At 67.4% G+C, this 21,617-nt stretch carries 15 protein-coding genes and 3 pseudogenes; 14 read left to right on the top strand and 4 right to left on the bottom strand.

Features of this window, described 5'->3' with window-relative positions; translation table 11 throughout:
* The first annotated feature begins 127 nt into the window (after positions 1-127).
* The 4 genes from ACQCSZ_RS22120 (at position 128) to ACQCSZ_RS22105 (ending at position 3,897) form a co-directional block, all read left to right on the top strand.
* Complete coding sequence (locus ACQCSZ_RS22120; RefSeq protein WP_427005744.1) at positions 128-1,147, top strand: LysR family transcriptional regulator; 1,020 nt, start codon at positions 128-130, stop codon at positions 1,145-1,147.
* A 12-nt stretch (positions 1,148-1,159) separates the two neighbouring features.
* A complete protein-coding gene (gene panD / locus ACQCSZ_RS22115) occupies positions 1,160-1,588 on the top strand; it encodes an aspartate 1-decarboxylase (RefSeq protein ID WP_211881553.1) in 429 nt (142 codons plus the stop codon).
* Positions 1,589-1,732: 144 nt separating this feature from the next.
* A complete protein-coding gene (locus ACQCSZ_RS22110; protein ID WP_427005743.1) occupies positions 1,733-2,659 on the top strand; it encodes an AEC family transporter in 927 nt (308 codons plus the stop codon).
* Positions 2,660-2,874: 215 nt separating this feature from the next.
* Positions 2,875-3,897, top strand: coding sequence for a GmrSD restriction endonuclease domain-containing protein (locus ACQCSZ_RS22105; protein WP_427005742.1), 1,023 nt, complete (start codon positions 2,875-2,877; stop codon positions 3,895-3,897).
* A gap of 87 nt (positions 3,898-3,984) precedes the next feature.
* On the opposite strand, the gene ACQCSZ_RS22100 is transcribed toward ACQCSZ_RS22105, so the two are convergent.
* The 3 genes from ACQCSZ_RS22100 to ACQCSZ_RS22090 all read right to left on the bottom strand — a co-directional run bounded on the left by ACQCSZ_RS22100 (position 3,985) and on the right by ACQCSZ_RS22090 (position 10,508).
* Complete coding sequence (locus ACQCSZ_RS22100; RefSeq protein WP_427005741.1) at positions 3,985-6,183, bottom strand: leucine-rich repeat domain-containing protein; 2,199 nt, start codon at positions 6,181-6,183, stop codon at positions 3,985-3,987.
* A gap of 235 nt (positions 6,184-6,418) precedes the next feature.
* Positions 6,419-9,046 carry a trehalase-like domain-containing protein gene (locus ACQCSZ_RS22095; protein ID WP_427005740.1) on the bottom strand — a complete coding sequence of 876 codons (2,628 nt, stop codon included), beginning with the start codon at positions 9,044-9,046 and terminating at the stop codon, positions 6,419-6,421.
* Between the two features lie 136 nt (positions 9,047-9,182).
* Positions 9,183-10,508: a hypothetical protein gene (locus ACQCSZ_RS22090; RefSeq protein WP_427005739.1), complete on the bottom strand. Its 1,326-nt coding sequence runs from the start codon at positions 10,506-10,508 to the stop codon at positions 9,183-9,185.
* A 226-nt stretch (positions 10,509-10,734) separates the two neighbouring features.
* On the opposite strand from ACQCSZ_RS22090, the pseudogene ACQCSZ_RS22085 reads away from it, so the two are divergent.
* The 10 genes and pseudogenes from ACQCSZ_RS22085 to ACQCSZ_RS22040 all read left to right on the top strand — a co-directional run.
* A pseudogene (locus ACQCSZ_RS22085) lies at positions 10,735-11,454 on the top strand (ABC transporter substrate-binding protein); the annotation flags it as partial.
* 37 nt (positions 11,455-11,491) lie between these two features.
* Positions 11,492-12,109, top strand: coding sequence for an extracellular solute-binding protein (locus ACQCSZ_RS22080; protein WP_427008420.1), 618 nt, complete (start codon positions 11,492-11,494; stop codon positions 12,107-12,109).
* Between the two features lie 70 nt (positions 12,110-12,179).
* On the top strand, positions 12,180-13,130 hold the full coding sequence (locus ACQCSZ_RS22075; RefSeq protein WP_427005738.1) for a carbohydrate ABC transporter permease: 951 nt from the start codon (positions 12,180-12,182) through the stop codon (positions 13,128-13,130).
* Positions 13,127-14,083 (top strand): carbohydrate ABC transporter permease, encoded by a 957-nt coding sequence (locus ACQCSZ_RS22070; protein ID WP_427005737.1) that lies wholly within the window; start codon positions 13,127-13,129, stop codon positions 14,081-14,083. Before ACQCSZ_RS22075 ends, ACQCSZ_RS22070 begins: the two co-directional genes overlap by 4 nt.
* A 2-nt stretch (positions 14,084-14,085) precedes the next feature.
* On the top strand, positions 14,086-16,164 hold the full coding sequence (locus tag ACQCSZ_RS22065) for a beta-galactosidase (protein WP_427005736.1): 2,079 nt from the start codon (positions 14,086-14,088) through the stop codon (positions 16,162-16,164).
* Between the two features lie 9 nt (positions 16,165-16,173).
* Positions 16,174-17,016, top strand: coding sequence for a DeoR/GlpR family DNA-binding transcription regulator (locus ACQCSZ_RS22060; protein WP_427005735.1), 843 nt, complete (start codon positions 16,174-16,176; stop codon positions 17,014-17,016).
* 63 nt (positions 17,017-17,079) lie between these two features.
* Entirely contained in the window at positions 17,080-19,362 is a 2,283-nt protein-coding gene (locus ACQCSZ_RS22055; RefSeq protein ID WP_427008419.1) for an alpha-galactosidase, read from the top strand.
* Positions 19,355-19,792 (top strand): annotated as a pseudogene (locus tag ACQCSZ_RS22050) (galactose-1-phosphate uridylyltransferase); the annotation flags it as partial. The gene ACQCSZ_RS22055 and the pseudogene ACQCSZ_RS22050, both read left to right, overlap by 8 nt.
* Positions 19,779-19,853 (top strand): annotated as a pseudogene (locus ACQCSZ_RS22045) (hypothetical protein); the annotation flags it as partial. The pseudogenes ACQCSZ_RS22050 and ACQCSZ_RS22045, both read left to right, overlap by 14 nt.
* 235 nt (positions 19,854-20,088) lie before the next feature.
* Positions 20,089-20,460 carry a hypothetical protein gene (locus ACQCSZ_RS22040; RefSeq protein ID WP_427008483.1) on the top strand — a complete coding sequence of 124 codons (372 nt, stop codon included), beginning with the start codon at positions 20,089-20,091 and terminating at the stop codon, positions 20,458-20,460.
* A 9-nt stretch (positions 20,461-20,469) separates the two neighbouring features.
* On the opposite strand, the gene ACQCSZ_RS22035 is transcribed toward ACQCSZ_RS22040, so the two are convergent.
* Entirely contained in the window at positions 20,470-21,459 is a 990-nt protein-coding gene (locus tag ACQCSZ_RS22035; RefSeq protein WP_427005734.1) for an LLM class flavin-dependent oxidoreductase, read from the bottom strand.
* Between the last annotated feature and the right edge of the window lie 158 nt (positions 21,460-21,617).

Genomic DNA, 21,617 nt, shown 5'->3' with positions numbered 1-21,617 from the left:
TTAGGTCATGCCCATCAATCCACCCTGTGATGGGGGTTACTCAGGGACAACAGTATGCAAGCCCGGTTGCATTAGATAAAGTGAATTTTTCTTATCAATAACCATTGGGTTTCACGAAGGAACAGCGATGCTCGACGTCCGGCGATTGCGGCTGCTCCGTGAACTGAAGATCCGCGGAACCCTGGCTGAGGTGGCCGAAGCGCTCCAGTACAGCCCGTCCTCAGTCTCCCAGCAACTGGCGCTGCTTGAAAAGGAAGCGGGCGTCGCACTCCTGCGGAAAACCGGTCGCCGCGTGCAGCTCACGCCCCAGGCCGAAGTCCTGGTGGCCCACACGGCCCAGCTGCTCGAAACCCTCGAACAGGCCGAGGCCGACCTCGCGGCTTCCCTGACCACGGTCACCGGCACGGTGCGGATAGCCGTCTTCCAGTCGGCCGCCCTGGCGCTCATGCCGGACGCCCTGAGCCGGATGTCCGCCAGCTACCCGGAGGTGCGGGTGGAAATGACCCAGCGGGAGCCTGAAACGGCACTCCACGAGACCTGGGCGCGCGACTTCGACCTCGTGATCGCCGAGCAGTACCCCGGCCACGCGGCCCCCCGCTACGCCGAACTGGACCGCATCCCGCTGACCAGCGACGCCATCCGGCTGGCCGTCCCGCCGCCCTCGCCGGACCGGCCGGCCATCATGACCCTTGCGGATACGGCAGAGCTGCCCTGGGTGATGGAGCCGCGCGGGGCGGCGTCGCGGCACTGGGCCGAACAGGCGTGCCGGAGCGCCGGCTTCGAACCCGATGTCCGCTTTGAAACAGCGGACCTGCAGGCGCAGATCCGGCTGATCGAATCAGGCAACGCCGTGGCCCTGATGCCGGATCTCGTCTGGACGGGCCGGGGAACCACAGCCCGTCTGCTGGGCCTGCCCGGCGATCCGCACCGGACCGTCTTCACCTCCGTGCGCCGCTCCAGCGCGAAGCGGCCGGCCATCCTCGCCGCCCGCGAGATCCTGGCCGAGACGGCCGCCGCCCTCGGCCCCGCGGGGCGGCCGCCGGCCGGGACCACCGGGACGGCAGGGACGGCAGGGACCGCCGGGGCGGCCGCCGCCGTCGGCCGGGCCGTAACATCCGTCACAGCGCACCGGGCACCCCCGCGCTAGACTGTTCACGTTATGAATCGCACAATATTCAAATCCAAGATCCACCGCGCCACGGTCACGCACGCGGACCTTCACTATGTCGGGTCCGTCACCGTGGACCTGGATCTGCTGGAGGCCGCCGACATCCTCCCCGGCGAGCTCGTGGCGATCGTCGACGTCACCAATGGCGCCCGGCTGGAGACGTACACGATTGCCGGCGAGCGCGGTTCCGGCGTCATCGGGATCAACGGCGCGGCCGCACACCTGATGCACGTAAACGACATCGTCATCCTGATCACCTACGCCCAGATGACCACCGAAGAGGCACGGGCCTACATGCCCAAGGTCGTCCACGTGGACAGGGACAACAGGATCGTCCAGATCGGCAGTGACCCCGCCGAGGGACATACGCCCGGCCTCATGCGTCCGCCGCACGCCCTGGACAACGCCTCCCTGAACTGACCGGACTGACGCCCCAGGCCCTTGGCCGCCCACCTGCCCAGGCTCCCGGTGTCGCACCGTAACACCCCCGGCCGGATAAAAAGCTGATTACTCTGGGATGGTGACTGCCTCCCCTTATCCGCCTGGACCGCCGCGGACCACCGCGTGCTAGGCGTCCTCGCCGGCTTCTTCGTCGTCTGGTGCATCATCCTGGTCGGCATGTTCGTCGGCCGGCGCAATATTCTGGGGGACAACGCCCGCTCCGTGCTCAGCGCGCTGACCTTCTTTGTCGCGAGCCCCGCCCTGCTGTTCGAGACCCTGAGCAGGGCCAAACTCGTCGACGTCTTTGCGGCGCCGCTGCTGGTGAGCGCCGTCGGCGCCATCGCGACCGCGGCACTGTTCTTCGGCATTGTCCGGCTCCTGCTCAAACGCTCCCTGCCGGAATCCCTGACGTCCGCCATGAGCGCGTCCCTGGCCAACTCGGCGAACCTGGGCATCCCGATCGCCGTCTTCGTCCTGGGCGATGCCAGCTATGTGGCGCCCCTGCTGATCTTCCAGCTGGCCTTCTTCACGCCGGTGTTCCTGATGGCCCTCGATTCCACCACCAGCGCGCATCGGACCACTCCGATGAGCTTCGTGCTGATGATCCTGCGGAATCCGATGATCGTGGGGTCCGCCCTGGGCCTCGTGGTGGCCGGGACCGGCTGGCAGGTGCCCGAGCTCGTGATGCAGCCGATCCACCTGATCGGGGGCGCCGCCATTCCGGCGATGCTGATCGCTTTCGGCATGAGCCTCAACGGTTCCAGGCCCCTGCAGGCCCTGGAGGGACGCCGGCTCGACATCCTGCTGGCCAGCGGATTCAAGCTCATCGTGCACCCGCTGCTGGCCTACCTGTTCGCCCGCTTTGCGCTGGGAATGGACGGGCAGGGACTCTTCGCCGTCGTCGTAACCTCCGCCCTGCCCACCGCCCAGAATGTGTTTGTGATCGCCAGCCGCTACCGGATCGGCCTCGCCGTGGCCAAGGACACGGTGCTGATCACCACCGTGGTTGCGGTGCCGGCCCTGATCGGCGTGGCCCTGCTGCTCGCCTGATACCCGCACGTCGCGCACATCCCTGCGGGAGCTGCGGGAGGGTCGCCGGCAGCTGATCGGCGCGGCACTCCACCCCGGCCCGGCTGCCGCCGCTAGGCTGGAACTGGTCGTGCCAAGCGACCTGCACTCACACATGTATTGGGGAACAATTGCACAGCCTCCGGGAACAGACAGCACGCCGCCGCGGAATCGGAAAGAGCCACGGAATCGGGGCGGTGGACTGGATCGCGGGCAGCCTGGCCGGGCTGCTGCTCATTTCCGCGACTGCCTGCGCCCCGGCCGCCGGCAGTTCGCCGCCCGCTCCCGCAGCCGCCGTCGAAAGCTCCGCGGCCGGCGCTTCGTCCGCCCCGACGGCGAGCGCAACGCCGCCGGAGACCGACGCCGCCCCGCTCGATCCCGAGTCGACGCCCGGAGTCACCCTGTCCGGCGCCAGCGCCCCGCACCAGCAGCCCGCCTACGCCAGCAAGGCCCTGGACGTGCTGGCCGCCCTCCCGGTCAAGGGCCGGGCACCCAAGACCGGATACTCCCGCGACCAGTTCGGCCAGGCCTGGGCCGACGTCGACCGCAACGGCTGCGACACCCGCAATGACACGCTCCGCAGGGACCTCACCGCCATCGCCCTCAAGCCCGGGACCCACGACTGCGTGGTGCTCTCCGGCGTGCTCAACGACCCCTACACGGCGACCCTGATCAACTTCCTCCGCGGCAACACCACCAGCGCCGCGGTGCAGATCGACCACGTCGTCGCCCTCAGTGACGCCTGGCAGAAGGGCGCCCAGCAGCTCAGCGCCGCACAGCGGCTCTCCTTCGCCAACGATCCGCTGAACCTGCTCGCCGTGGACGGCCCCAGCAACCTCAGGAAGAGCGACGGCGACGCCGCCACCTGGCTGCCCCCGAACAAGTCCTACCGCTGCGCCTACGTCGCGCGGCAGATCTCGGTGAAATCCAGCTACGGGCTCTGGGTCACGCAGGCCGAACACGACGCCATGGCACGGGCCCTGGGTGACTGCCCGGACGCCCTGGCACCCACGAGCCTGGCAGCACCCCCGGCGCAGGCGGCACCGGCACCCGGGCTCGTCCCGGCGCAGGCCCCCGTCCCAGTGCCCCCGGCACCCGCCGCCGCCTACTACGCGAACTGCGCCGCTGTCCGCGCAGCCGGCGCGGCGCCCATCCGCGCGGGCCAACCGGGCTACAGCAGCAAGCTGGACCGTGACGGGGACGGCGTCGGCTGCGAGTAACGGGCTGGACAGGCCGGGCCCGATCTGGCGCGTCGGATCGTGAATCCCCGGCAGAAGGGGATCCGCAGCGGCCAGGGCCAGCTGCGCTTATGCCGGCCGGACCAGGCACTCTCCGGTGAGCGTGCCGTTTCTGATGACCATGCCGTTCGCGTCGGTTCTGTTCTCGGAGAGCTGCGCGAAGTACCTGACGGTGGTGCCGGCCCGCCGGTGCAGAAACATGATAACGGTGACGTCTTCGTTTGACTGCACCCCGGTGAAGGCTCCCGTACCGGCTACCTCGCCGTCAAACGTGGGTCCTGTGGTGAGTGTGTCGAACAGGTTGCTCGTTCCCCGGCGCGTCCAGACGACGTCGGCGGCGGGTATGGTCTCGGCGATGCCGGAGACCGGACGCTCCTGGACAAGGAGCCGTGCGGCCTGTGAGGCGAAGGTAGCGAACCGGGGCACGGCGGCCAGTTCCGCCATTGACTCCACCGGGGCCCTGACTGAACCGACTTCGAAACCCCTCAGCTTTGGCAGCCCCAGCAGCGGTGCCACGGTGGAAACCGGGCTGCCCGTGAGGATCACGGAGCGTAAGTCCTGCAGGGCGGCCAACGGTGACAGGTCGGTGATCCCTGCACCCGTGATGCTGATTTCCCGCAGTTTCACCAGCCCTCTCAGGGGCGACAGGTCCGTAACGGGGCCTTCCAGGGTGATTTCTTTGAGCTGCGCCAGGCCCGCCAGCGGGCCAACGTCTTCGACCCTGGTGTTGCCGATGGACAGCTTGGCCAGGTCCGGGAGCCCGGCCACCGGGCCCAGGTCCATATCGAGTTTGTGGCAGGCCCAGCTCGAGAGTGACTGCAGCCGGGGCGTGAACCGCAAGGGCCGGAAGTCTTCGGGGTCTTCATCGCCTGCGCAGCTAAGCGACAGGGCGGTGATCTTGGATTCGGCCATGACGGACCACGCGTTGCTGTTGAACATCTGGGCGGATACGCCGGTCGGGTATCCCCCGTCCATCAGGGCGAGTTTTTGCTGGAGTGCCAGTCCTTGGTCTTCGATGGCGTTGAAATCCACGAAGTCCGCGATCAGGGGCGCGGCGATGTCCTGCAGCGCGTCACGGTCTTTGACCTGCATCTGGGGCAGATTACGCATGTCCCACCATTGCGCGAAGCTTTCCGGGCGCACATCGAACTCTTCCGGAGTGAAGTCCTGCAGCTGTTCGATGACCTCGGCGACTTTGCCGGCGGCGCGGGCGAAGTCGGTGTAACAGACATTTGCGGCTTCCTGGATCAGCGACAGGTTCCGCCCGACGGTTCTCTGCAGGTTCTTGAAATGTTCGAGCTGCCGGGGTGACAGCCTGACCGGTCCGTTGAGGATGCGGCTGACCCGCCGCATGTATCGGGCGTTCTTTTCAAACTCGTCGCTGATCAGCCGCCGTGCCAGGCGCACACCGTCCCCTATGACGGGAGGCACGGAGAACAGGCCAAGTTCTGCCCAGGGGGAGGTCAGGTACGACAGCTGGGCCGGGCCGCCCGGCGAATCCAGAGGCATTTCCGGATCGACCTGGTCCGTGAATTGTTCCCTCCCGTACTTCACGGCTGCATTCAATGCCGCCAGCACCGCTTCGGGATTCTGGAGGGAAGCGACCAGCAGAGGGGCGCCTCCGGGATCGGTTCCGAATACCTCGGAGAGCTTGCGCACGTCCCCGCCGAGCTGGAACGCGGAGAGGCTCAGGCTCGCCGTCTTGCCGAAGCGCTGCGAGGCCATCCGCAGCGAGGCTTCCACCTCCACCGGCGGCCCCTGGAAGTTCACCTCGCCGCTGAAGGCCTGCTTGTCTTCCCGGGTTGCGAATTCGACCTTCACCGCGACCAGGAGCTTCGCGCCCAGGGTGATCTGCGAGACGTATTCGTGGCCGCAGGTGATCGGCCAGTTCTCGCCCACGAACGTGCCCCCGGAGGTGCCGCGGGCCGCCTGGCCCTCGGGCGTCAGGCCGGTGTCGAGGCCGGGGAAACGGAACTTCGCGTTCTTGAAGCTGATCACATGGCTGTAGATCGTCACGTCCGAGTAGTCCGAGGACGCGGACTCGGACGCAAATGTCGCGGCGACACTGCCGGAGAAGAGGCCATACCGCGCTTTGACGCCTACCTCGAATCCGAGCTCGGAAGCGGCTGCGTCCTCGCTCATGCTCCGGTCGAACGTGAGTTGGGACTGCTGGTTGCCGGCAAATTCCATCCCTCCACGCACGCATTGGCCGCAGAACTCTTCGGCCTCAACGTTGTACCCCTGCCCCAGGGAAGCCTTCTCGCTCAAGCTCGCTGACTGTATCTCCATCGATGGTCCCCGAATCGCTTTTCAGAACAAGGCGGCGAACGCCGGAACGCTGATGACCCCCGGACTTCAGGTCAGGACAGCTGCTGGGGCAAAAAATACACCTACCAGCGCACCCCGGCAAGAGCCGATCCCCTGCGCCGCCAACCGAACAGTGAGGAATACGTGCCTGCCCGTAACGGCCTCCCGCGTGTCATGAACCGGTTCCGGTCCGTGGCTAGCTCTTCTGGTGCCGGTCCAGCAGGCGCGCGCAGCGGATGAAACCGAGGTGTGAATACGCCTGGGGATGGTTGCCGAGGTGCGTTTCGGTGCCGGGATCGTATTCCTCCGGCAGCAGTCCGGTGGGGCCGAACAGGTTCACCAGCTGGTCGAACAGGTCCCAGGCCTCCTCGATCCGGCCCACCGCGACATAGGCCTCGATCAGCCAGGTGGTGCAGATGTGGAACCCGCCCTCCAGGCCCGGGAGCCCGTCGTCGTACCGGTACCGGAAGACGGTGGGTCCCACCCGCAGTTCACGCTCCACGGCCGTGACGGTGTCCACGAAGCGCTGGTCGTTGACGTCCAGGAGGCCGGAGAGGCCGATGTGCAGCACCGCCGCGTCCAGATCCGGGCTGTCGTAGGCCACGGTGTAGGAGTTGGCGGTGTCGTCCCAGCCCTCGCGCAGGACTTCCTCCCGGATGGCGGCGGCGGCGGGTTCCCAGTCCGGCAGCGGCGTCCGGCCGTGGCGTGCCGCCGTGTGCAGGGCCCGATCCAGCGTCACCCAGCACATCACCTTCGTGTAGACATGGTGCCGGGGCGCCCGCCGGGCCTCCCAGATCCCGTGGTCCGGTTCGGGCCAGCGGGCCAGGACGGCCGAGGCCATCTGGACCATCAGCTCCCAATGGGGATCCGACAGGACACCCTTCCGTGCGCTCAGCGCAGCGATCAGCTCGGCGATCGGCCCGAACACGTCCAGCTGGACCTGGTGGTCGGCCGCGTTGCCGATCCGGACCGGGCGGGATCCGGCGTAGCCGGGCAGGCTTTCGATGATGGCCTCGGTGGACAGCGGCGCCCCGGTCACCGAGTACAGCGGATGGAGCCATTCCGGTCCGGGCGCATGGGCCAGGATCCGGCCCAGCCAGGCCAGGAATCCGTCGGCCTCCACCGTGGAGCCGAGGTCCACGAGCGCGTTGACGGTCATCGACCCGTCACGCAGCCAGCAGTACCGGTAGTCCCAGTTCCGCGTGCCGCCGATCCCCTCGGGCAGCGAGGTGGTGGGCGCTGCCAGCACCGCGCCGGTGGGTTCGTGGACCAGGGCACGCAGCACCAGCGCCGAGCGCCGGACCAGGGACGGCTTCACGCCGGGCAGCTGCAGGTCCTGGACCCAGCGCCGGGAATGATGCGCGACGGCGGTGCGCCGCCCGGTTTCGTCGTCGGCTGCAGCGGGCTGGGGTCCGGTGTCCCCGCAGCGCAGGTTGAGCACGACGGCGCCCTGCCGGAGGTCGATGTCCGCCGTGGCGGTGGCGTGCCGGCCGTCGGAGGTGATGGTGAAGCTGACGCCGGGCGCCCGCAGGATGATGGGATCCGCCGTCCCCACGATATGCAGCTCCGCCCCGCGGGCCTCCATGCTGAAGGGGGCATTGGCGTAGTCCGGCCGCGGCGCAAACACGATCCTGGCCCCGCCCGTGCCGGAGAGCACCCGGACCAGGCTCGTGACGCCCTCCGGGGCCGGCTCCAGGTAATCGGTCACCGTGACGTCCGCCCAGCGGGTTTCCACGATCATGGTGCTGTCCACATAGCGCTGCCCCAGGACCTGGGAGGGCTTCACCGGCTCCACGGAAAAGTGCCCGGCCGCGTCCCCGCCGAGGAGATGGGCGAAGAGTGAGCCGGAGTCTGGCAGCGGGTGGCTCATCCAACAGATCTTGGCGTCCGGCGTGATGAGGGCCGTGGAGGAACCGTTGCCGATCATGGAGTGGCGTTCCAGGCCCACGGCATCCTCGCCGAAGAGCCAGGCCCGCCGCAGTTCAAAGAGGATGGCCAGGACCCGGGCGAAGGATTCCGGGTCGCGGAGCCGGTGGCCGGCCGCCGTGGGGCCCTCCCCCACCCGCAACCCCATGTCCGGTCCGCGCAGGGTGGCCATGGCGAGCTCATCGCTGAGGGCGTCTCCCGCGTAGAGGGCGGCGCTCACGCCGAGCACTGAGCGCAGGTGCTCGAGCGCGGCGGCCTTGGACGGCTCCACCACGGACAGGTCCAGGACCGAGCCGTCCACGATAAAGAACAGGCCGTGGGCCCGGGCGATGTCCTCCGACTGTTGCGTCGCCTTCCCCACGATCTCCGCCGACGCTTGATGAGTGTGGACTGCCACCGCCGCGGGTTTGCGCTCGATGCTGATACCCCGGTAGGCGCCCACGGTTTCGGCGAGCGCCTGGCTGGCCTGCTGGAGCACGGATTCGGTGGCCAGGGACAGCCCGTATGCATAGCCCATGTCGAATTCGGCGCCGTGCGAGCCGACGAGGTGCACCTCCGCGGGCAGGCGCGAGACGGCGGCCAAGTCGCGCAGGGACCGGCCCGAGATGACGGCCGCGTGGGTGTTGGGGAGGGCCGCCAGCGCGCGGAGGGCGATGGCGGCGCTGGCCAGCGGCAGTGTCTCGGTCGAAATGCCTTCCGCTGCGCACAGCGTCCCGCCGTAGTTGCAGGCGACCAGCAGCCCCGGAGTGCGGGCCAGGATCTTGAGGTCAGCCAGCAGCTGCGGCGTCAGGCCGTCGTCGGCGGCATTCGTCTGCACGAAGGCGCGGAGCAGGCCCAGCGGCAGGGATTTCGTCAGGAGGGCAGAGTCAGCCAGGGACTGGTTGAGCGGAGTGGGCATACGCGGAGTCCTTCGGATAGTCCCCAATGCCTGCATGAGAATCGTCCGTCAGAGGACATGACTCAATTATCCGCCGCAGCCCGTTTCGCGCGGGTGTCCCTGCGGTTCCAACCGTGTAACATCCGCCGGCCTTCGGCTAGCAGTTGCCCGGGCGGTACTCGTAGGCGCCGGAATCAGCCGAACCGTCGCCGGTGCAGTCCCCGTTCACGGCCGCGCCTTGCCCGTCGAGATCCATGGTCGAGGCGCCGGTGCCCGCACGGTCTATCGCGGGGCTCGAGCCGGTCAGGTGCAAATCAGCCGGGGCGTTCACGAAGCCTGCCGGCGCGGTGGTTGAGGTGCTGTCCGGCGCCACGTTGGCGGGCCCGTTGAGGACGTTCTGTTGTTCGGTCCAGCCCGAACCGTCGATCCACAAGGCGTTGCGTACGGCGACCAGGATGTTGCCCCGGATTATTGTCGACGCAGGGCATGTTGCATGGCAGACAACTGCCTGGGAATCCGGCCCGTCCAGCCAGACGGTGTTGTGTTCAAAGGTGGTGTTGTTGGTCGGGCCGAAGGAAGACCTGGGCCCGCGTGCGATCAGGCCCACGGCCTTGGAGCAGTTGGCGCCGCAGGTGGAGCGGATGAGGTTGTACCGGTAGGTGTTTCCGTCCGCGGCGGCTCCCTTGGATCGTCCTATCTCGGAGAAAACGTTGTTGTCCACGGCCGTGTTGTGGTGGATGTTGTTGCGGCTGCCGTTGAATATCTCAAAGGCGCTGCCGTCACGGATGAAGTCGTAGGACTCGGCCGTGGAGCCGGTGATGGTGTTTCCCGAGAATTCGTTGTCGCTGCCGTTAATGAGAATGCCGAAAGCCCCCGAATCGTCGTTGCATTGAACTGCTGCGGGGGTACCGCAGGCCGTCCCCGGGGTATTGGCGTTCATGACGTTGTTGTCGGTCAGGGTGTTGTTCGCGTAAAGGCCGAAATCCGAGCCTTCGCCGACCTTGATGCCGGCAGCATTTTGCGCGGCGGCGGAATTCCTGATCACGTTGTGGTCGCCGGCGACACTGAAGCCCGCGTATCCGCAGGCCTCGGCCCGCAGACCGTCCACCGTGATGTAGTCGCCGTCTATCTTGACGCAGGTTCCGTCCTGCCCGGCGACGATGGTGGGCACGCTTCCGCTGCCGTAACTGCCCAGGGTGATTCCGGACCTGGCCGTCCCGCTGTGGCCGGCCACAAGGACGCCGGTCCACACATCGCCCCTGCGGAAACTGACGGAATCGCCGGGTTGCAGCAAGGTCTCATTGATCTTCGAAAGCGACTTCCACGGGGATTCGACAGACTTCCCGTCATTGTTGTCATCGCCGGCATCGCTGACGAAGTAGGTCGTGCCGGCGGCCGATACCGGCGCCCAGGCGTTAACGAGGAATCCGCCGACCAGCAACAAGGCCGCCAGCACCACGACAATTGTGGTCTTGATCTTCATCGCTACACCTGGATTTGAACGTGTATCCGGAACAGTGGGTGCTGCCACCGGCCAGCGGAGCAAGCCGGCACCCTGAAAACCTAACGGTAGGGGTGCGCCGCGGCTTAGTCAACGATCCGGACGCCGGTGCCCGCCGGCCCCACGCGCAGCCCAACCACCCGAACCGCGTCGGGCCGGCTTTCCAAAATGTTCCTTTTTGCCCCTTGACGTTCCTTATTGTGCGTTTATGATAGATAATTATGTGAGCTGCTTCACGCCGTCCGTGTTTTTCAAAGGAGAAATCATGACCATGCATGAAGACGCCCTGCGCAGGGCTTCCAGCCAAGGCGGCTGGGACCGCCGGACCCTGCTGAAGACCTTCGGGGCGGGCGCGGCAGCCATGGCCGGCATTCCCCTGCTGGCAGCCTGCACGGGCGGCAGCACCCCGTCCGGCAGCGCAGGCGCCAAGACCCTGACCTTCGGATCGGGTTCCTCGGATGAAGTCCCCAAGGCCGCTTACAAGGCCGTCACCGATGCCTTCGAGAAGAAGTCCGGCGTCCAGGTCACCACCAATGTGGTGGCCCACAATGATTTTCAGAACAAGATCAACACCTACCTCCAGGGCAGCCCGGACGATGCCTTCACCTGGTTTGCCGGCTACCGGATGCAGTACTACGCAGGCAAGGGCCTGCTGGCACCGATCGACGACGTCTGGGAAAAGGTCGGAGCCAACTACTCCGACGCCCTGAAGAAGGCCTCCACGGGCGCGGACGGGAAAATGTACCTGATCCCCAACTACAACTACCCGTGGGGCTTCTTCTTCCGGAAGAGCCTCTGGGCAGAGAAGGGCTACGCCGCACCGAAGACCTTCGATGAGCTCAAGACCCTCTGCGCCAAGATGAAGTCCGACGGCCTGATCCCGATCGAATTCGCGGACAAGGACGGCTGGCCCGCGATGGGCACGTTCGACTACCTGAACATGCGCCTGAACGGCTACCAGTTCCATATGGACCACGGCGCACAGGGAGAGCTGGGACCAGAAGAAGGTCAGCGACGTCTTCGATACCTGGAAGGCACTGCTGCCGTTCCAGAACCCGAATGCCCTCGGCATGACCTGGCAGGACTCCGCGAAATCCCTCGCCGACAAGAAGTCGGGCATGTACCTGCTCGGTTCCTTCCTGACACAGCAGTACACGGACAAAGCCGGTGCCGACGACATCGACTTCTTCCCGTTCCCCGAGGTCGCCATGGAGGGCCAGGACTCCATCGAGGCGCCCATCGACGGCCTCCTGCTCTCCAAGAAGGGCGGCCAGAACCAGGCCGCCAAGGATTTCCTGGCCTACCTCGGAACTCCGGAAGGCCAGAACGCCTACGCCGCGGTCGATTCCTCCTACATCGCCACCGCCAAGGGCGCGGACACGTCCAAGTTCACGCCGCTGACCAGGAAGCTTGCCGACTCCATCAGCGGCGCCAAGAACATCAGCCAGTTCTTCGACCGTGATGCCTTGCCCGCCATGGCGAACAACGTGATGATCCCGGCCCTGCAGTCCTTCATCAAGGACGGCGCCGTCGATGTGAAGAACCTGGAAGCCCAGGCCAAGTCCCTGTACGCCGCCCAGTAGCGACGCATCGGCCCGAAACGCATGTCCCAAGCGCTTGATCCGAGCGCTTTTCCCAAAACAAGGAATCGCCATGAGTGTCTCTACCGATCTGTCCGCGCGGGGGCGCGATGCTGTCGCCGCCCCGGGGCGGCGGGTCCGGCGGCTGTCAGGCCGCGACAAGGTGGTGCTCGGCATCATGGTGGGCATCCCCACGCTGATCCAGCTGGTCCTCGCCTGGATCCCCACCCTCATGTCCGTCGGGCTGTCCTTCACGCGCTGGAACGGGCTCGAACTGACTGATATCAAGCCCGCCGGCGTCGAGAACTACCAGTTCGTCTCCCAGGACTACCCGCCGTTCTGGCCCGCCGTGCAGCATAACGTGCTGTGGCTGGTCTTCCTGGCACTCATCGCCACGCCGCTGGGGCTCCTGCTGGCCGTCCTGCTGGACCAAAACATCCGCGGCAGCAGGATCTACCAAAGCATTTTCTTCACACCGGTGATGCTTTCCCTGGCCCTCATCGGGGTCATCTGGCAGCTGTTCTACAACCGCGACAGCGGACTGCTGAACTTCCTGCTCGGCACGGCCGGGACACCCCAAGCCGTCGACTGGTTCGGCGATTCCAGCGTCAACATCTGGGCTGCCCTCTTTGCCGCCACCTGGCGGCACGCCGGTTACGTCATGATCCTGTACTTGGCCGGGCTCAAGGGCGTGGACCCCACCCTGCGGGAAGCCGACAAGATCGACGGCGCCAACGCCGTCCAGACTTTCTTCCGGGTGGTCTTCCCGGCCATGCGCCCGGTCAACGTCATCATCATCGTCATCACCGTCATCGAATCCCTCCGGGCGTTCGACATCGTCTACGTGATCAACCGCGGCACCAACGGCCTGGAGCTCATCAGCGCCCTGGTCGTCCAAAACCTTGTCGGCGAAGGGCAGGTGATCGGCGTCGGATCCGCACTGGCCGTCATCCTGCTGGTCATCTCCCTGATTCCCATCACCTTCTACCTGTCCCGCGCCTTCGGAAAGGACAAAGAGGCATGAGCATCGCACATCCCACCGATGCCGGTGCGCCGGGCATGCCAGCGGCCCCCGCCGGGCCGGCCACTTCCCGCCCAGGATCCAGGGGATCCGCCAACAACAAGCAAGGCAAGCGCCACTACGGAACCCACATCTTCCTGATCGTGATGGCCGCCATCTGGCTGGTTCCGCTGGTCTGGACGATTTTCACGGCGCTCCGGCCCAAGGCCGATACGGACAAGTACGGCTACTTCAGCGTCAACGGCACGTTTAATTTGGACAACTTCGTGCAGGCCTGGACGCAGGGCGGCTTCTCCAAGTTGTTCTGGAACTCCGTGCTGATCACCGTTCCTTCGGTGATCCTGATCCTGCTGTTCGCGTCCATGATGGCGTTCGCCGTCAGCCGGGTGAACTGGAAATTCAACATCACCCTGCTGATCATGTTCACCGCCGGCAACCTACTCCCGCCGCAGGTCCTCGCGGCGCCCCTCTTCGAAATGTTCAGGCACCTCGAACTCCCCTATGCCTTCAGCGACTCCGGGAATCTGCTCAATACCTACGTCAGCGTGATCGCGGTGGACACCGCATTCCAGATCGGCTTCGTGACCTTTGTGCTGTCCAACTACATGAAGTCCCTCTCTCCCGAGCTGACGGAAGCGGCGCTCGTGGATGGCGCCGGCGTCTGGCGCCAGTACTGGGACATCATCCTGCCGCTTTGCCGTCCGGCGCTGGCCGCCATGGGCACCCTCGAGGTCATCTTCATCTACAACGACTTCTTCTGGCCCCTGCTTTTCATCCAGAGCGGCGAACGCCTCCCGGTGACGACAGCTGTCAACAACCTCCAGGGCCAGTTCCTCTCGAACTACAACCTGATCGCGGCCGGCGCCATGATCACGGCCGTTCCCGCCCTCATCATCTACCTGCTCCTCCAGCGGCACTTCGTAGCCGGCCTGACCCTCGGCTCCAGCAAAGGATAAACGTGGACATTGATAACAAGAACGCTGGCATGGACTACATCACCGCCCGCCTCGGCTCCGAGGGTTCCCCGATGCTGGCCTTCGGCGGAGACTACAACCCGGAACAGTGGCCCGAGGAGACGTGGGACGAGGACGTCCGGCTCATGCGGGAGGCCGGCGTCAACCTGGTCAGCGTCGGCATCTTCAGCTGGTCGCTGCTGGAACCCTCCGAAGGCGTGTACGAATTCGGCTGGCTGGACCGGGTCCTGGACCTGCTCCATGCCAACGGCATCCACGTGGACCTGGCCAACGCCACGGCCTCCCCGCCGCCGTGGTTCAGCCACAAGTATCCCCAGTCCCTTCCGGTCACAGCCGACGGCGTCCGGCACAGCTATGGTTCCCGGCAGGCGTTTGCGGCTTCCAGCCCCGAGTACCGCCGGGCCACGGCGGCCCTGACCGAGCAGATCGCCGGCAGGTACAAGGACCATCCCGCCGTCGTGATGTGGCATGTGCACAACGAGTACGGCTGCCACAACCAGCCGGACTACTCGGACGGCGCCGCAGCGGGCTTCCGGTCCTGGCTCGAAAACCGCTACGGGACGCTTGACGGCCTCAACGCCGCCTGGGGCACCGCGTTCTGGTCCCAGCGCTACTCGGCCTGGGAGGAGATCCTGCCCCCGCGCACGTCCGGGACCTGGGTCAACCCGACGCAGCAGCTGGATTTCGCCCGGTACTCCTCCGATGAACTGCTGGAATGCTACAAGGCCGAGGCGGCGATCATCCGCTCGCACTCACCGCATCCGGTCACCACCAACTTCATGGGCTTCAACATGGGCCTGCACCAGCCGGTGGACTACTGGCGGTGGTCAGAGGAGATGGATGTGGTTTCCAACGACCACTACTTGATCGCGGCGGACCGGCGTAACTTCCAGGAGCTGGCGGCAACAGCTGACCTCACCCGCGGCTGGGCCAGGGGAAAGCCCTGGCTGCTCATGGAGCACTCGACGTCGGCCGTCAACTGGCAACCCCGCAACGTCGCCAAAGCGCCGGGCGAAATGCTGCGCAATTCAATGCAGCATGTGGCCCGCGGCGCCGACGGCGCGCTCTTCTTCCAGTGGAGAGCCTCCCGCGCCGGCGCCGAGAAGTTCCACTCGGGGCTGCTTCCGCACGCCGGCACCGATACCAAGGTCTGGCGGGAAGTGGTCCAGCTGGGGCAGGCCCTGCGCAGCCTCGCCGAAGTCAGCGGCTCGGTCGTCACGGGCGCGTCCGGGCACGTCGACGTCGCCATCATCCATGACACCGATGCCCGCTGGGCCTCAGAACTTGATTCACACCCGAGCGTGGACGCCTCGAACATCGCGGAAACACTGCGCTGGCACGACGCCTTCTACCGTGCCGGCATCCCGACCGACTTCCGCCAAAGCACGGATGACCTCTCCGGTTACCGGCTCGTGGTGGCGCCGATGCAGTACCTGGTGAGCGATTCCGGTGCGGCGAACCTGGACGGGTATGTGAGGGCAGGCGGCCACCTCGTGGTCACGTATTTCTCCGGTATCGTGGACGAAAATGACCACATCAGGCTTGGCAGCTACCCGGGCGCGTTCAGCGGGCTGCTGGGCGTGCAGATGGAAGAGTTCTTTCCGCTGCGCGCCGGGGAAGCCGTCCGGCTCAGCAGCTTCGGCACCGGTACCCGCTGGAGCGAGCTGGGGAGGACAACCACGGCCGAGGCCCTCGCCGTCGTGGACGATTGGCCGGCCGCCGGCTCCCCTGCCGTGACCCGCAACCACGCCGGAGACGGCCGTGCCTACTATGTCGCCACGACGCTGGCGCCGGAGGGCCTGGGCGAACTGCTGGCCGTCATCTGTGCCGATGCCGCAGTGCTGCCCCTCGTCCCGGAGCTCCCCGCCAACGTGGAAGTCTCCCGGCGCAGCAAGGGCGGTACGGACTGGACATTCTGCATCAACCACGGAACGGACGAGGTCAAGCTTCCCCTTTCGGGTGTTGAGGTGATCAGTGGGGAAGACCTCGACGGCGGGCTCAGCCTGGCCGCCGGTGCAGTCGCCGTCGTCCGCTCCCACGACTCCCTTCCAGCAAGCCGGTAAGGACGAAAAATGCTAGCCGCAGCCCGCCATTCCGCCATCATTGCGGAGGTCCAGCGTGAACGGATCGTCCGCGTGGCGGACCTCGCACAGATGCTGGGCGTGTCCCTCATGACCGTCCGGCGCGATATCGAGGCCCTGGACGCCGCGGGTGCCCTCGAGAAGATCCACGGCGGGGCCAGGCTGCCCGGCGGTGCCAGCACCCACGAACCCGGCTTCGAGCTGAAGGTGACCCAGCTGCAGGACGAGAAAATGGCGATCGCCCGCGAGGCGGCCGCCCAGGTGCGCGAGGGCATGGCGGTGGGGCTCAGCGCGGGAACCACCACCTGGGCCCTGGCCCAGCTGCTGTCCGCCGGGCCCCGCATCACCGTGGTCACCAACTCCGTGCGCATTGCCGACGTTTTCCACCAGGGCTCCTCCCCGTCCACGGTGATCCTGACCGGCGGCGAGCGCACGCCCTCCGACGCCCTGGTGGGGCCGCTGGCCACCGCCGCCCTGAAGCAGCTGCACCTCGATGTGCTCTTCCTGGGCGTCCATGGCGTGGATGCCGACGCCGGCTTCACCACCCCGAACGTCCTGGAAGCGGAAACGGACCGGGCGTTCGTGGCCGCGGCCCGAAGGGTGGTGGTACTGGCCGACCATACCAAGTGGGGGACCCTGGGCATCAGCACCATCGCCGGCCTAGAGGACGCCGACGAGCTCATCAGCGACGACCGGCTCGCCGGCGAGGCCCGGCGGATCCTCGGCGAACGCGTCGGCCGGCTCCGGCTGGCCCCCACCGGCACGGCCACCGTGGGGCCTGCAGCTGCGGAGGCCACGGTCACCGCCGCTGCCGACGCCACCGCTGCCGGCTGAGCGGACCAGCACCACCACCGAACCCGACGCCCGATGACATCGCCTGGAGCTCCCGTGAACCACCTGCATCCGATCCCCGTCTCCGCGGAGGCACCGCCCCTGCAACCGCCGGACGGGCCGCTGCACCTGCGGCGCTCCGGCACGTCACTGCTCATCGACTTCAGAACCGGCGAGCCGGCCATGTTGCACTTCGGCGCCGACCTCGGCCCCCGCATTCCGGAGCTATCGCTCCTGAGCGATCCGGTGGCGCACTCGTCGCTGGACATTCCTGTCACCCTGGGCCTGATCCCCCAGGCGTCCTCCGGCTGGCGGGGACGCCCCGGCCTCCGCGGGCACCGGAACGGGCAGTCCTTCTCCGCCAGGCTCCGCGTTGTGTCCGTGGAGTTGCAGGACGACGGCTGCTCCGCCGTCGTCACGCAGTCCGACCCCGACGCCGGCGTCACGCTCAGCACCGAGATCAGGATCAACGACGGCGGCCTGCTGCAGCTACGGCACCGCCTGCATAATGACGGTTCGGACGCCTACCGGCTCGAGGAACTCGCCGCAGTGCTCCCCGTGGGGCGTGCCGCCACGGAGATCCTGGACCTGACCGGCCGCTGGTGCCGCGAAGCCCACCCGCAGCGGATTCCCCTGCGGCACGGCACCTGGGTCCGCTCGGGCCGGCACGGGCGCACCGGCCATGATTCCTCGCTGCTGCTGGCCGCGGGAACCGCCGGATTCGGCAACCGCCACGGACAGGTCTGGGCCGTGCACCTGGGCTGGAGCGGCAACCACGAAAGTTTCGTCGAGACGATCGGGGACGGCCGGTCCGTCATCGGCGCCTCGGAACTGCTCGGCTCAGCCGAGATCACCCTGGCCCCGGGGACCGGCTATGAGACGCCGTGGCTGTTTGCCGCCTACTCCGACGCCGGCCTGGACGGCATTAGCGAAGCCTTCTATGCCTGGTTCCGCGGACGCCCGCACCATCCGGGGGCCCGTTCCGGCAAGCCCCGACCCGTGGTGCTCAACGTCTGGGAGGCGGTCTACTTCGACCACCGGCTTGGCACACTGCTGGAGCTGGCCGATGCCGCCGCGGGCCTCGGCGTCGAGCGCTATGTGCTCGACGACGGCTGGTTCCGGGGCCGCCGGAATGACCACGCCGGCCTTGGCGACTGGTACGTCGACGAGGAACTCTGGCCCGACGGGCTCACCCCGCTGATCGACGCGGTCACCGCGCACGGCATGGAGTTCGGCCTGTGGGTTGAACCGGAGATGGCCAGCGAGGATTCGGACCTTGCGCGCGCCCACCCGGACTGGATCGCGGGCCCGGCCCCACGCTCCGCAGGCGGCACCTCCTCCGCCCGGCTGCCGGAGCGGTGGCGGCACCAGCAGGTCCTGGACCTGGTCAACCCCGGTGCGTGGCAGTACGTCTTCGACCGGCTGGACGCGCTCCTGACCCAGTACCGGATCGGCTACCTCAAATGGGACCAGAACAGGGATTTGACCGAGATGGGACATGGGGGCAGCCCGTCCGTCCACGCCCAGACCCTGGCCGTCTACCGGCTCCTGGATGCGCTGCGGAAGGCCCACCCCGGCGTCGAAATCGAGAGCTGCTCCTCCGGCGGTGCGCGCGTTGACCTGGGCATCCTTGAGCGCACCGACCGGGTCTGGGCCTCCGACTGCAACGACGCCCTCGAACGCCAGACCATCCAGCGGTGGACCGAAGTGGTGGTACCGCCCGAGCTCGTGGGAGCGCACATCGGACCGCCGACATCGCACACCACCGCGCGCACCCACGACCTGTCCTTCCGCGCCATCACCGCCATGTTCGGCCACTTCGGCCTGGAATGGGACGTGCGCCAACTCCAGGGGGCCGAACGCAGCGGGCTCGCCGCAGCCATCGCGCTCTACAAGGACTACCGCGGGCTGCTCCACAGCGGGCGCATGGTGCGCGCCGACGAACCGGATCCCTCGTTGATGCTGCACGGCGTCGTCTCCCATGACGGCACCGAAGCGTTGTTCGCGCTGGTGTCCGTGGCGACGTCGTTCTCCGAAGTCCCCGGCCGGGTGGCCCTCCCCGGGCTGCGGCCCGAGGAGAACTACCGGGTGGAGCTCGTCTATCCCGCTGCCGGGAGAGGACCCACCTTCGCCCAGGTCCACCCGCCGGCCTGGCTTTCGCCCGGGGTTGAGGCGAGCGGCCGGTTCCTGGCGGAGTCAGGCTTACCGATGCCCGTCCTGAACCCGGAACACGGCCTGCTCCTGAGCGTCCGCGCCTCCGGCGGCAGCGCCTCCGGCTCGGGTGCGGGTGCGGGTGCGGGTGCCCGCAGCATTTCCGGGAACAGCGGGACGTTGGTCCAGCATGGGTGAGATCATGAAGCGCTCCTATCAGCTCGCCGACGGGCGGGACATCATCTACTTCGACGACGCGGACACCGCCCTCTCCCCCGGGCGGTCCCCGGATCTGCGCGAACCGGCCCCACGCCCGCCGACAGCGGCCATGCGGCAGGACGCGCTGACCGGCGAGTGGATTTCGGTGGCCTCGGCCCGCCAGAACCGGATCGTCCTTCCCCCCGCGCATCTGGATCCGCTGGCGCCGGCCTCGGCGGACAACCCCTCGGAGATCCCCAGCCCCTACGATGTGGCCGTCTTCGAAAACAAGTCCCCTTCGTTTGGTCCCGGCCTGGCGCGCCCCGGAGCACCCGTGGGCCTTGACGATCTGGCCAGGATCGGCCTCGGACGCAGCCGGCAGTCCGTGGGCCGCTGCGAAGTCGTGTGCTTCTCGCCCGAACACACCGGGGTCCCTCGCCGGGAAGCTGGGCCTGGGGCGCCAGGCGCTGGCCAGGATCGGCCAGCTGGCCGAAAATCGGGTCGTCGGCGCCCCGACCGGCATCATGGACCAGTCCGCCTCGCTGCTGGGCGAGCCCGATCACGGCCTTCTGCTGGACTGCCAGAGCCTGCAGGCGGAAAGCGTTCCGCTTGGCTTTGCCGCCGCGGAGCTCGGGCCGCTCGTCATCGACACCCGCACGAGCCACTCGCAGGACCGACGGCGGCTCTGCGAGCCGCCGCCGGTCCTGCGAGGATGGCGCCAAGGCAATGGGCGTCTCCAGCCTCCGGGCGCTCGGCCCCGAGGATCTTCCCCGTGCAGCCGGGGTGCTGGATGGAGAGACCTTCCGCCGGGTCCGCCACGTCGTCACCGAGAACCAGCGGATGCTGGACACGGTCGCTGCGTTGCGGGCGGAAGGGCCGGCCGCCGTCGGGCCTTTCCTCAACGCATCGCACGTGTCCATGCGCGACGACTTTGAAATTTCCACTCCGGAACTGGATCTGGCTGCGATCGCCCTGGTCCGCAACAGCGACGTCCCCAGAGTCAAGGACGGAATCGCCCGGGAATTCGCCCGCGCAGGCTTCACGGCCCCCCGCGTTTTTCCCGTCAGCGCCTCGGCCGGCGCCAGCCGGGAGGAATAGCCGCCCCTGCTACGCCCGCACCAGCCCGGCGGCCCGCGCCAGCAGCTCCACGGACCGCAGCCGCGCTTCGGTGCCGGTGCTCTGGTGCGCCACGATCAGTTCGTCGGCGTCGGCGTGGGCGGTGAACTCATCGAGGTACGCGATCACGGCGTCGGGGGTGTCGACGGCGGAGTACTTCATCATCTGCGCCGTGTGCTGGCCCTGCGGGGAATCCAGGATCATGTCCGCCTCGTCGTCGCTGAACACGCGGCCGTTGCCGAAGAACAGCGAAATCCGGGCGCGCTTGGTGTCCTGGAAGATTGCCTGCGCCTCGGCGGCCGAGTCCGCGGCGATCACGTTGACCCCGGCGATGACGTGCGGGGCATCCAGCTGCGCGGACGGCTTGAACTCCCGGCGGTACAGGGCGACGGCGTCCTGTAGCGCGTTCGGCGCGAAGTGCGAGGCGAACGCGTACGGCAGCCCCAGCTGGGCGGCGAGCCTGGCGCCGAACAGCGAGGAGCCCAGGATGTACAGGGGCACGTTGGTGCCCTTGCCGGGCACCGCCTCCACGCCCGGGATCCGGGTGGGACCCGTCAGGTAGCCCTGGAGCTCCAGCACGTCCTGCGGGAAGCTGTCCGAGGACATCGGATCGCGGCGCAGCGCCCGCATCGTGTTCTGGTCACTGCCGGGCGCGCGGCCCACGCCCAGGTCGATCCGTCCCGGGTGCAGGGTTTCCAGGGTTCCGAACTGCTCGGCGATGGTCAGGGGCGAGTGGTTGGGCAGCATGACGCCGCCGGCGCCGAGGCGGATGGTCTCCGTGTGGGCGGCGATGTGGGCGATCAGCACGCTGGTGGCGGAGGAGGCGATGGCGGACATGTTGTGGTGCTCGGCGTACCAGATCCGCCGGTAGCCAAGCTTCTCGGCGCTCTGCGCCATGGCCACGCTTCCGGCAAAGCTGTCCGCCGCCGTCTGTCCCTTCCCGATGGTTGCCAGGTCAAGGATGGAAAGCGGAACAGTCACGGAAAAGCCGGCCTTTCGTAGCGGAGCAGTGTGTCAAGAGTCAGTCCGGCCCCGCACCGGATCTTCCGGCGCGGGCACACTCTGGTCAACGACGGCGGTGCCCGGGTTATTTCTGCGCTGTTATTTCGTTTCCGGCCGGCCGGCCTCGTGGCGGCACC

The sequence above is a fragment of the Pseudarthrobacter sp. H2 genome (genome assembly GCF_050157045.1).
GTDB lineage: Bacteria > Actinomycetota > Actinomycetes > Actinomycetales > Micrococcaceae > Arthrobacter.
The sequence above is the reverse complement of the archived record's forward strand: the minus strand, read 5'-3'. Positions and strand labels throughout refer to the sequence as shown.

Bases quoted from the DNA above. Each gene is read 5' to 3' on its own strand.
- ACQCSZ_RS22040 (WP_427008483.1), top strand. From the start codon at position 20,089: ATGGGCGTCTCCAGCCTCCGGGCGCTCGGCCCCGAGGATCTTCCCCGT.
- ACQCSZ_RS22070 (WP_427005737.1), top strand. From the start codon at position 13,127: ATGAGCATCGCACATCCCACCGATGCCGGTGCGCCGGGCATGCCAGCG.
- ACQCSZ_RS22060 (WP_427005735.1), top strand. From the start codon at position 16,174: ATGCTAGCCGCAGCCCGCCATTCCGCCATCATTGCGGAGGTCCAGCGT.
- panD (WP_211881553.1), top strand. From the start codon at position 1,160: ATGAATCGCACAATATTCAAATCCAAGATCCACCGCGCCACGGTCACG.
- ACQCSZ_RS22090 (WP_427005739.1), bottom strand. From the start codon at position 10,508: ATGAAGATCAAGACCACAATTGTCGTGGTGCTGGCGGCCTTGTTGCTG.
- ACQCSZ_RS22120 (WP_427005744.1), top strand. From the start codon at position 128: ATGCTCGACGTCCGGCGATTGCGGCTGCTCCGTGAACTGAAGATCCGC.
- ACQCSZ_RS22095 (WP_427005740.1), bottom strand. From the start codon at position 9,046: ATGCCCACTCCGCTCAACCAGTCCCTGGCTGACTCTGCCCTCCTGACG.
- ACQCSZ_RS22075 (WP_427005738.1), top strand. From the start codon at position 12,180: ATGAGTGTCTCTACCGATCTGTCCGCGCGGGGGCGCGATGCTGTCGCC.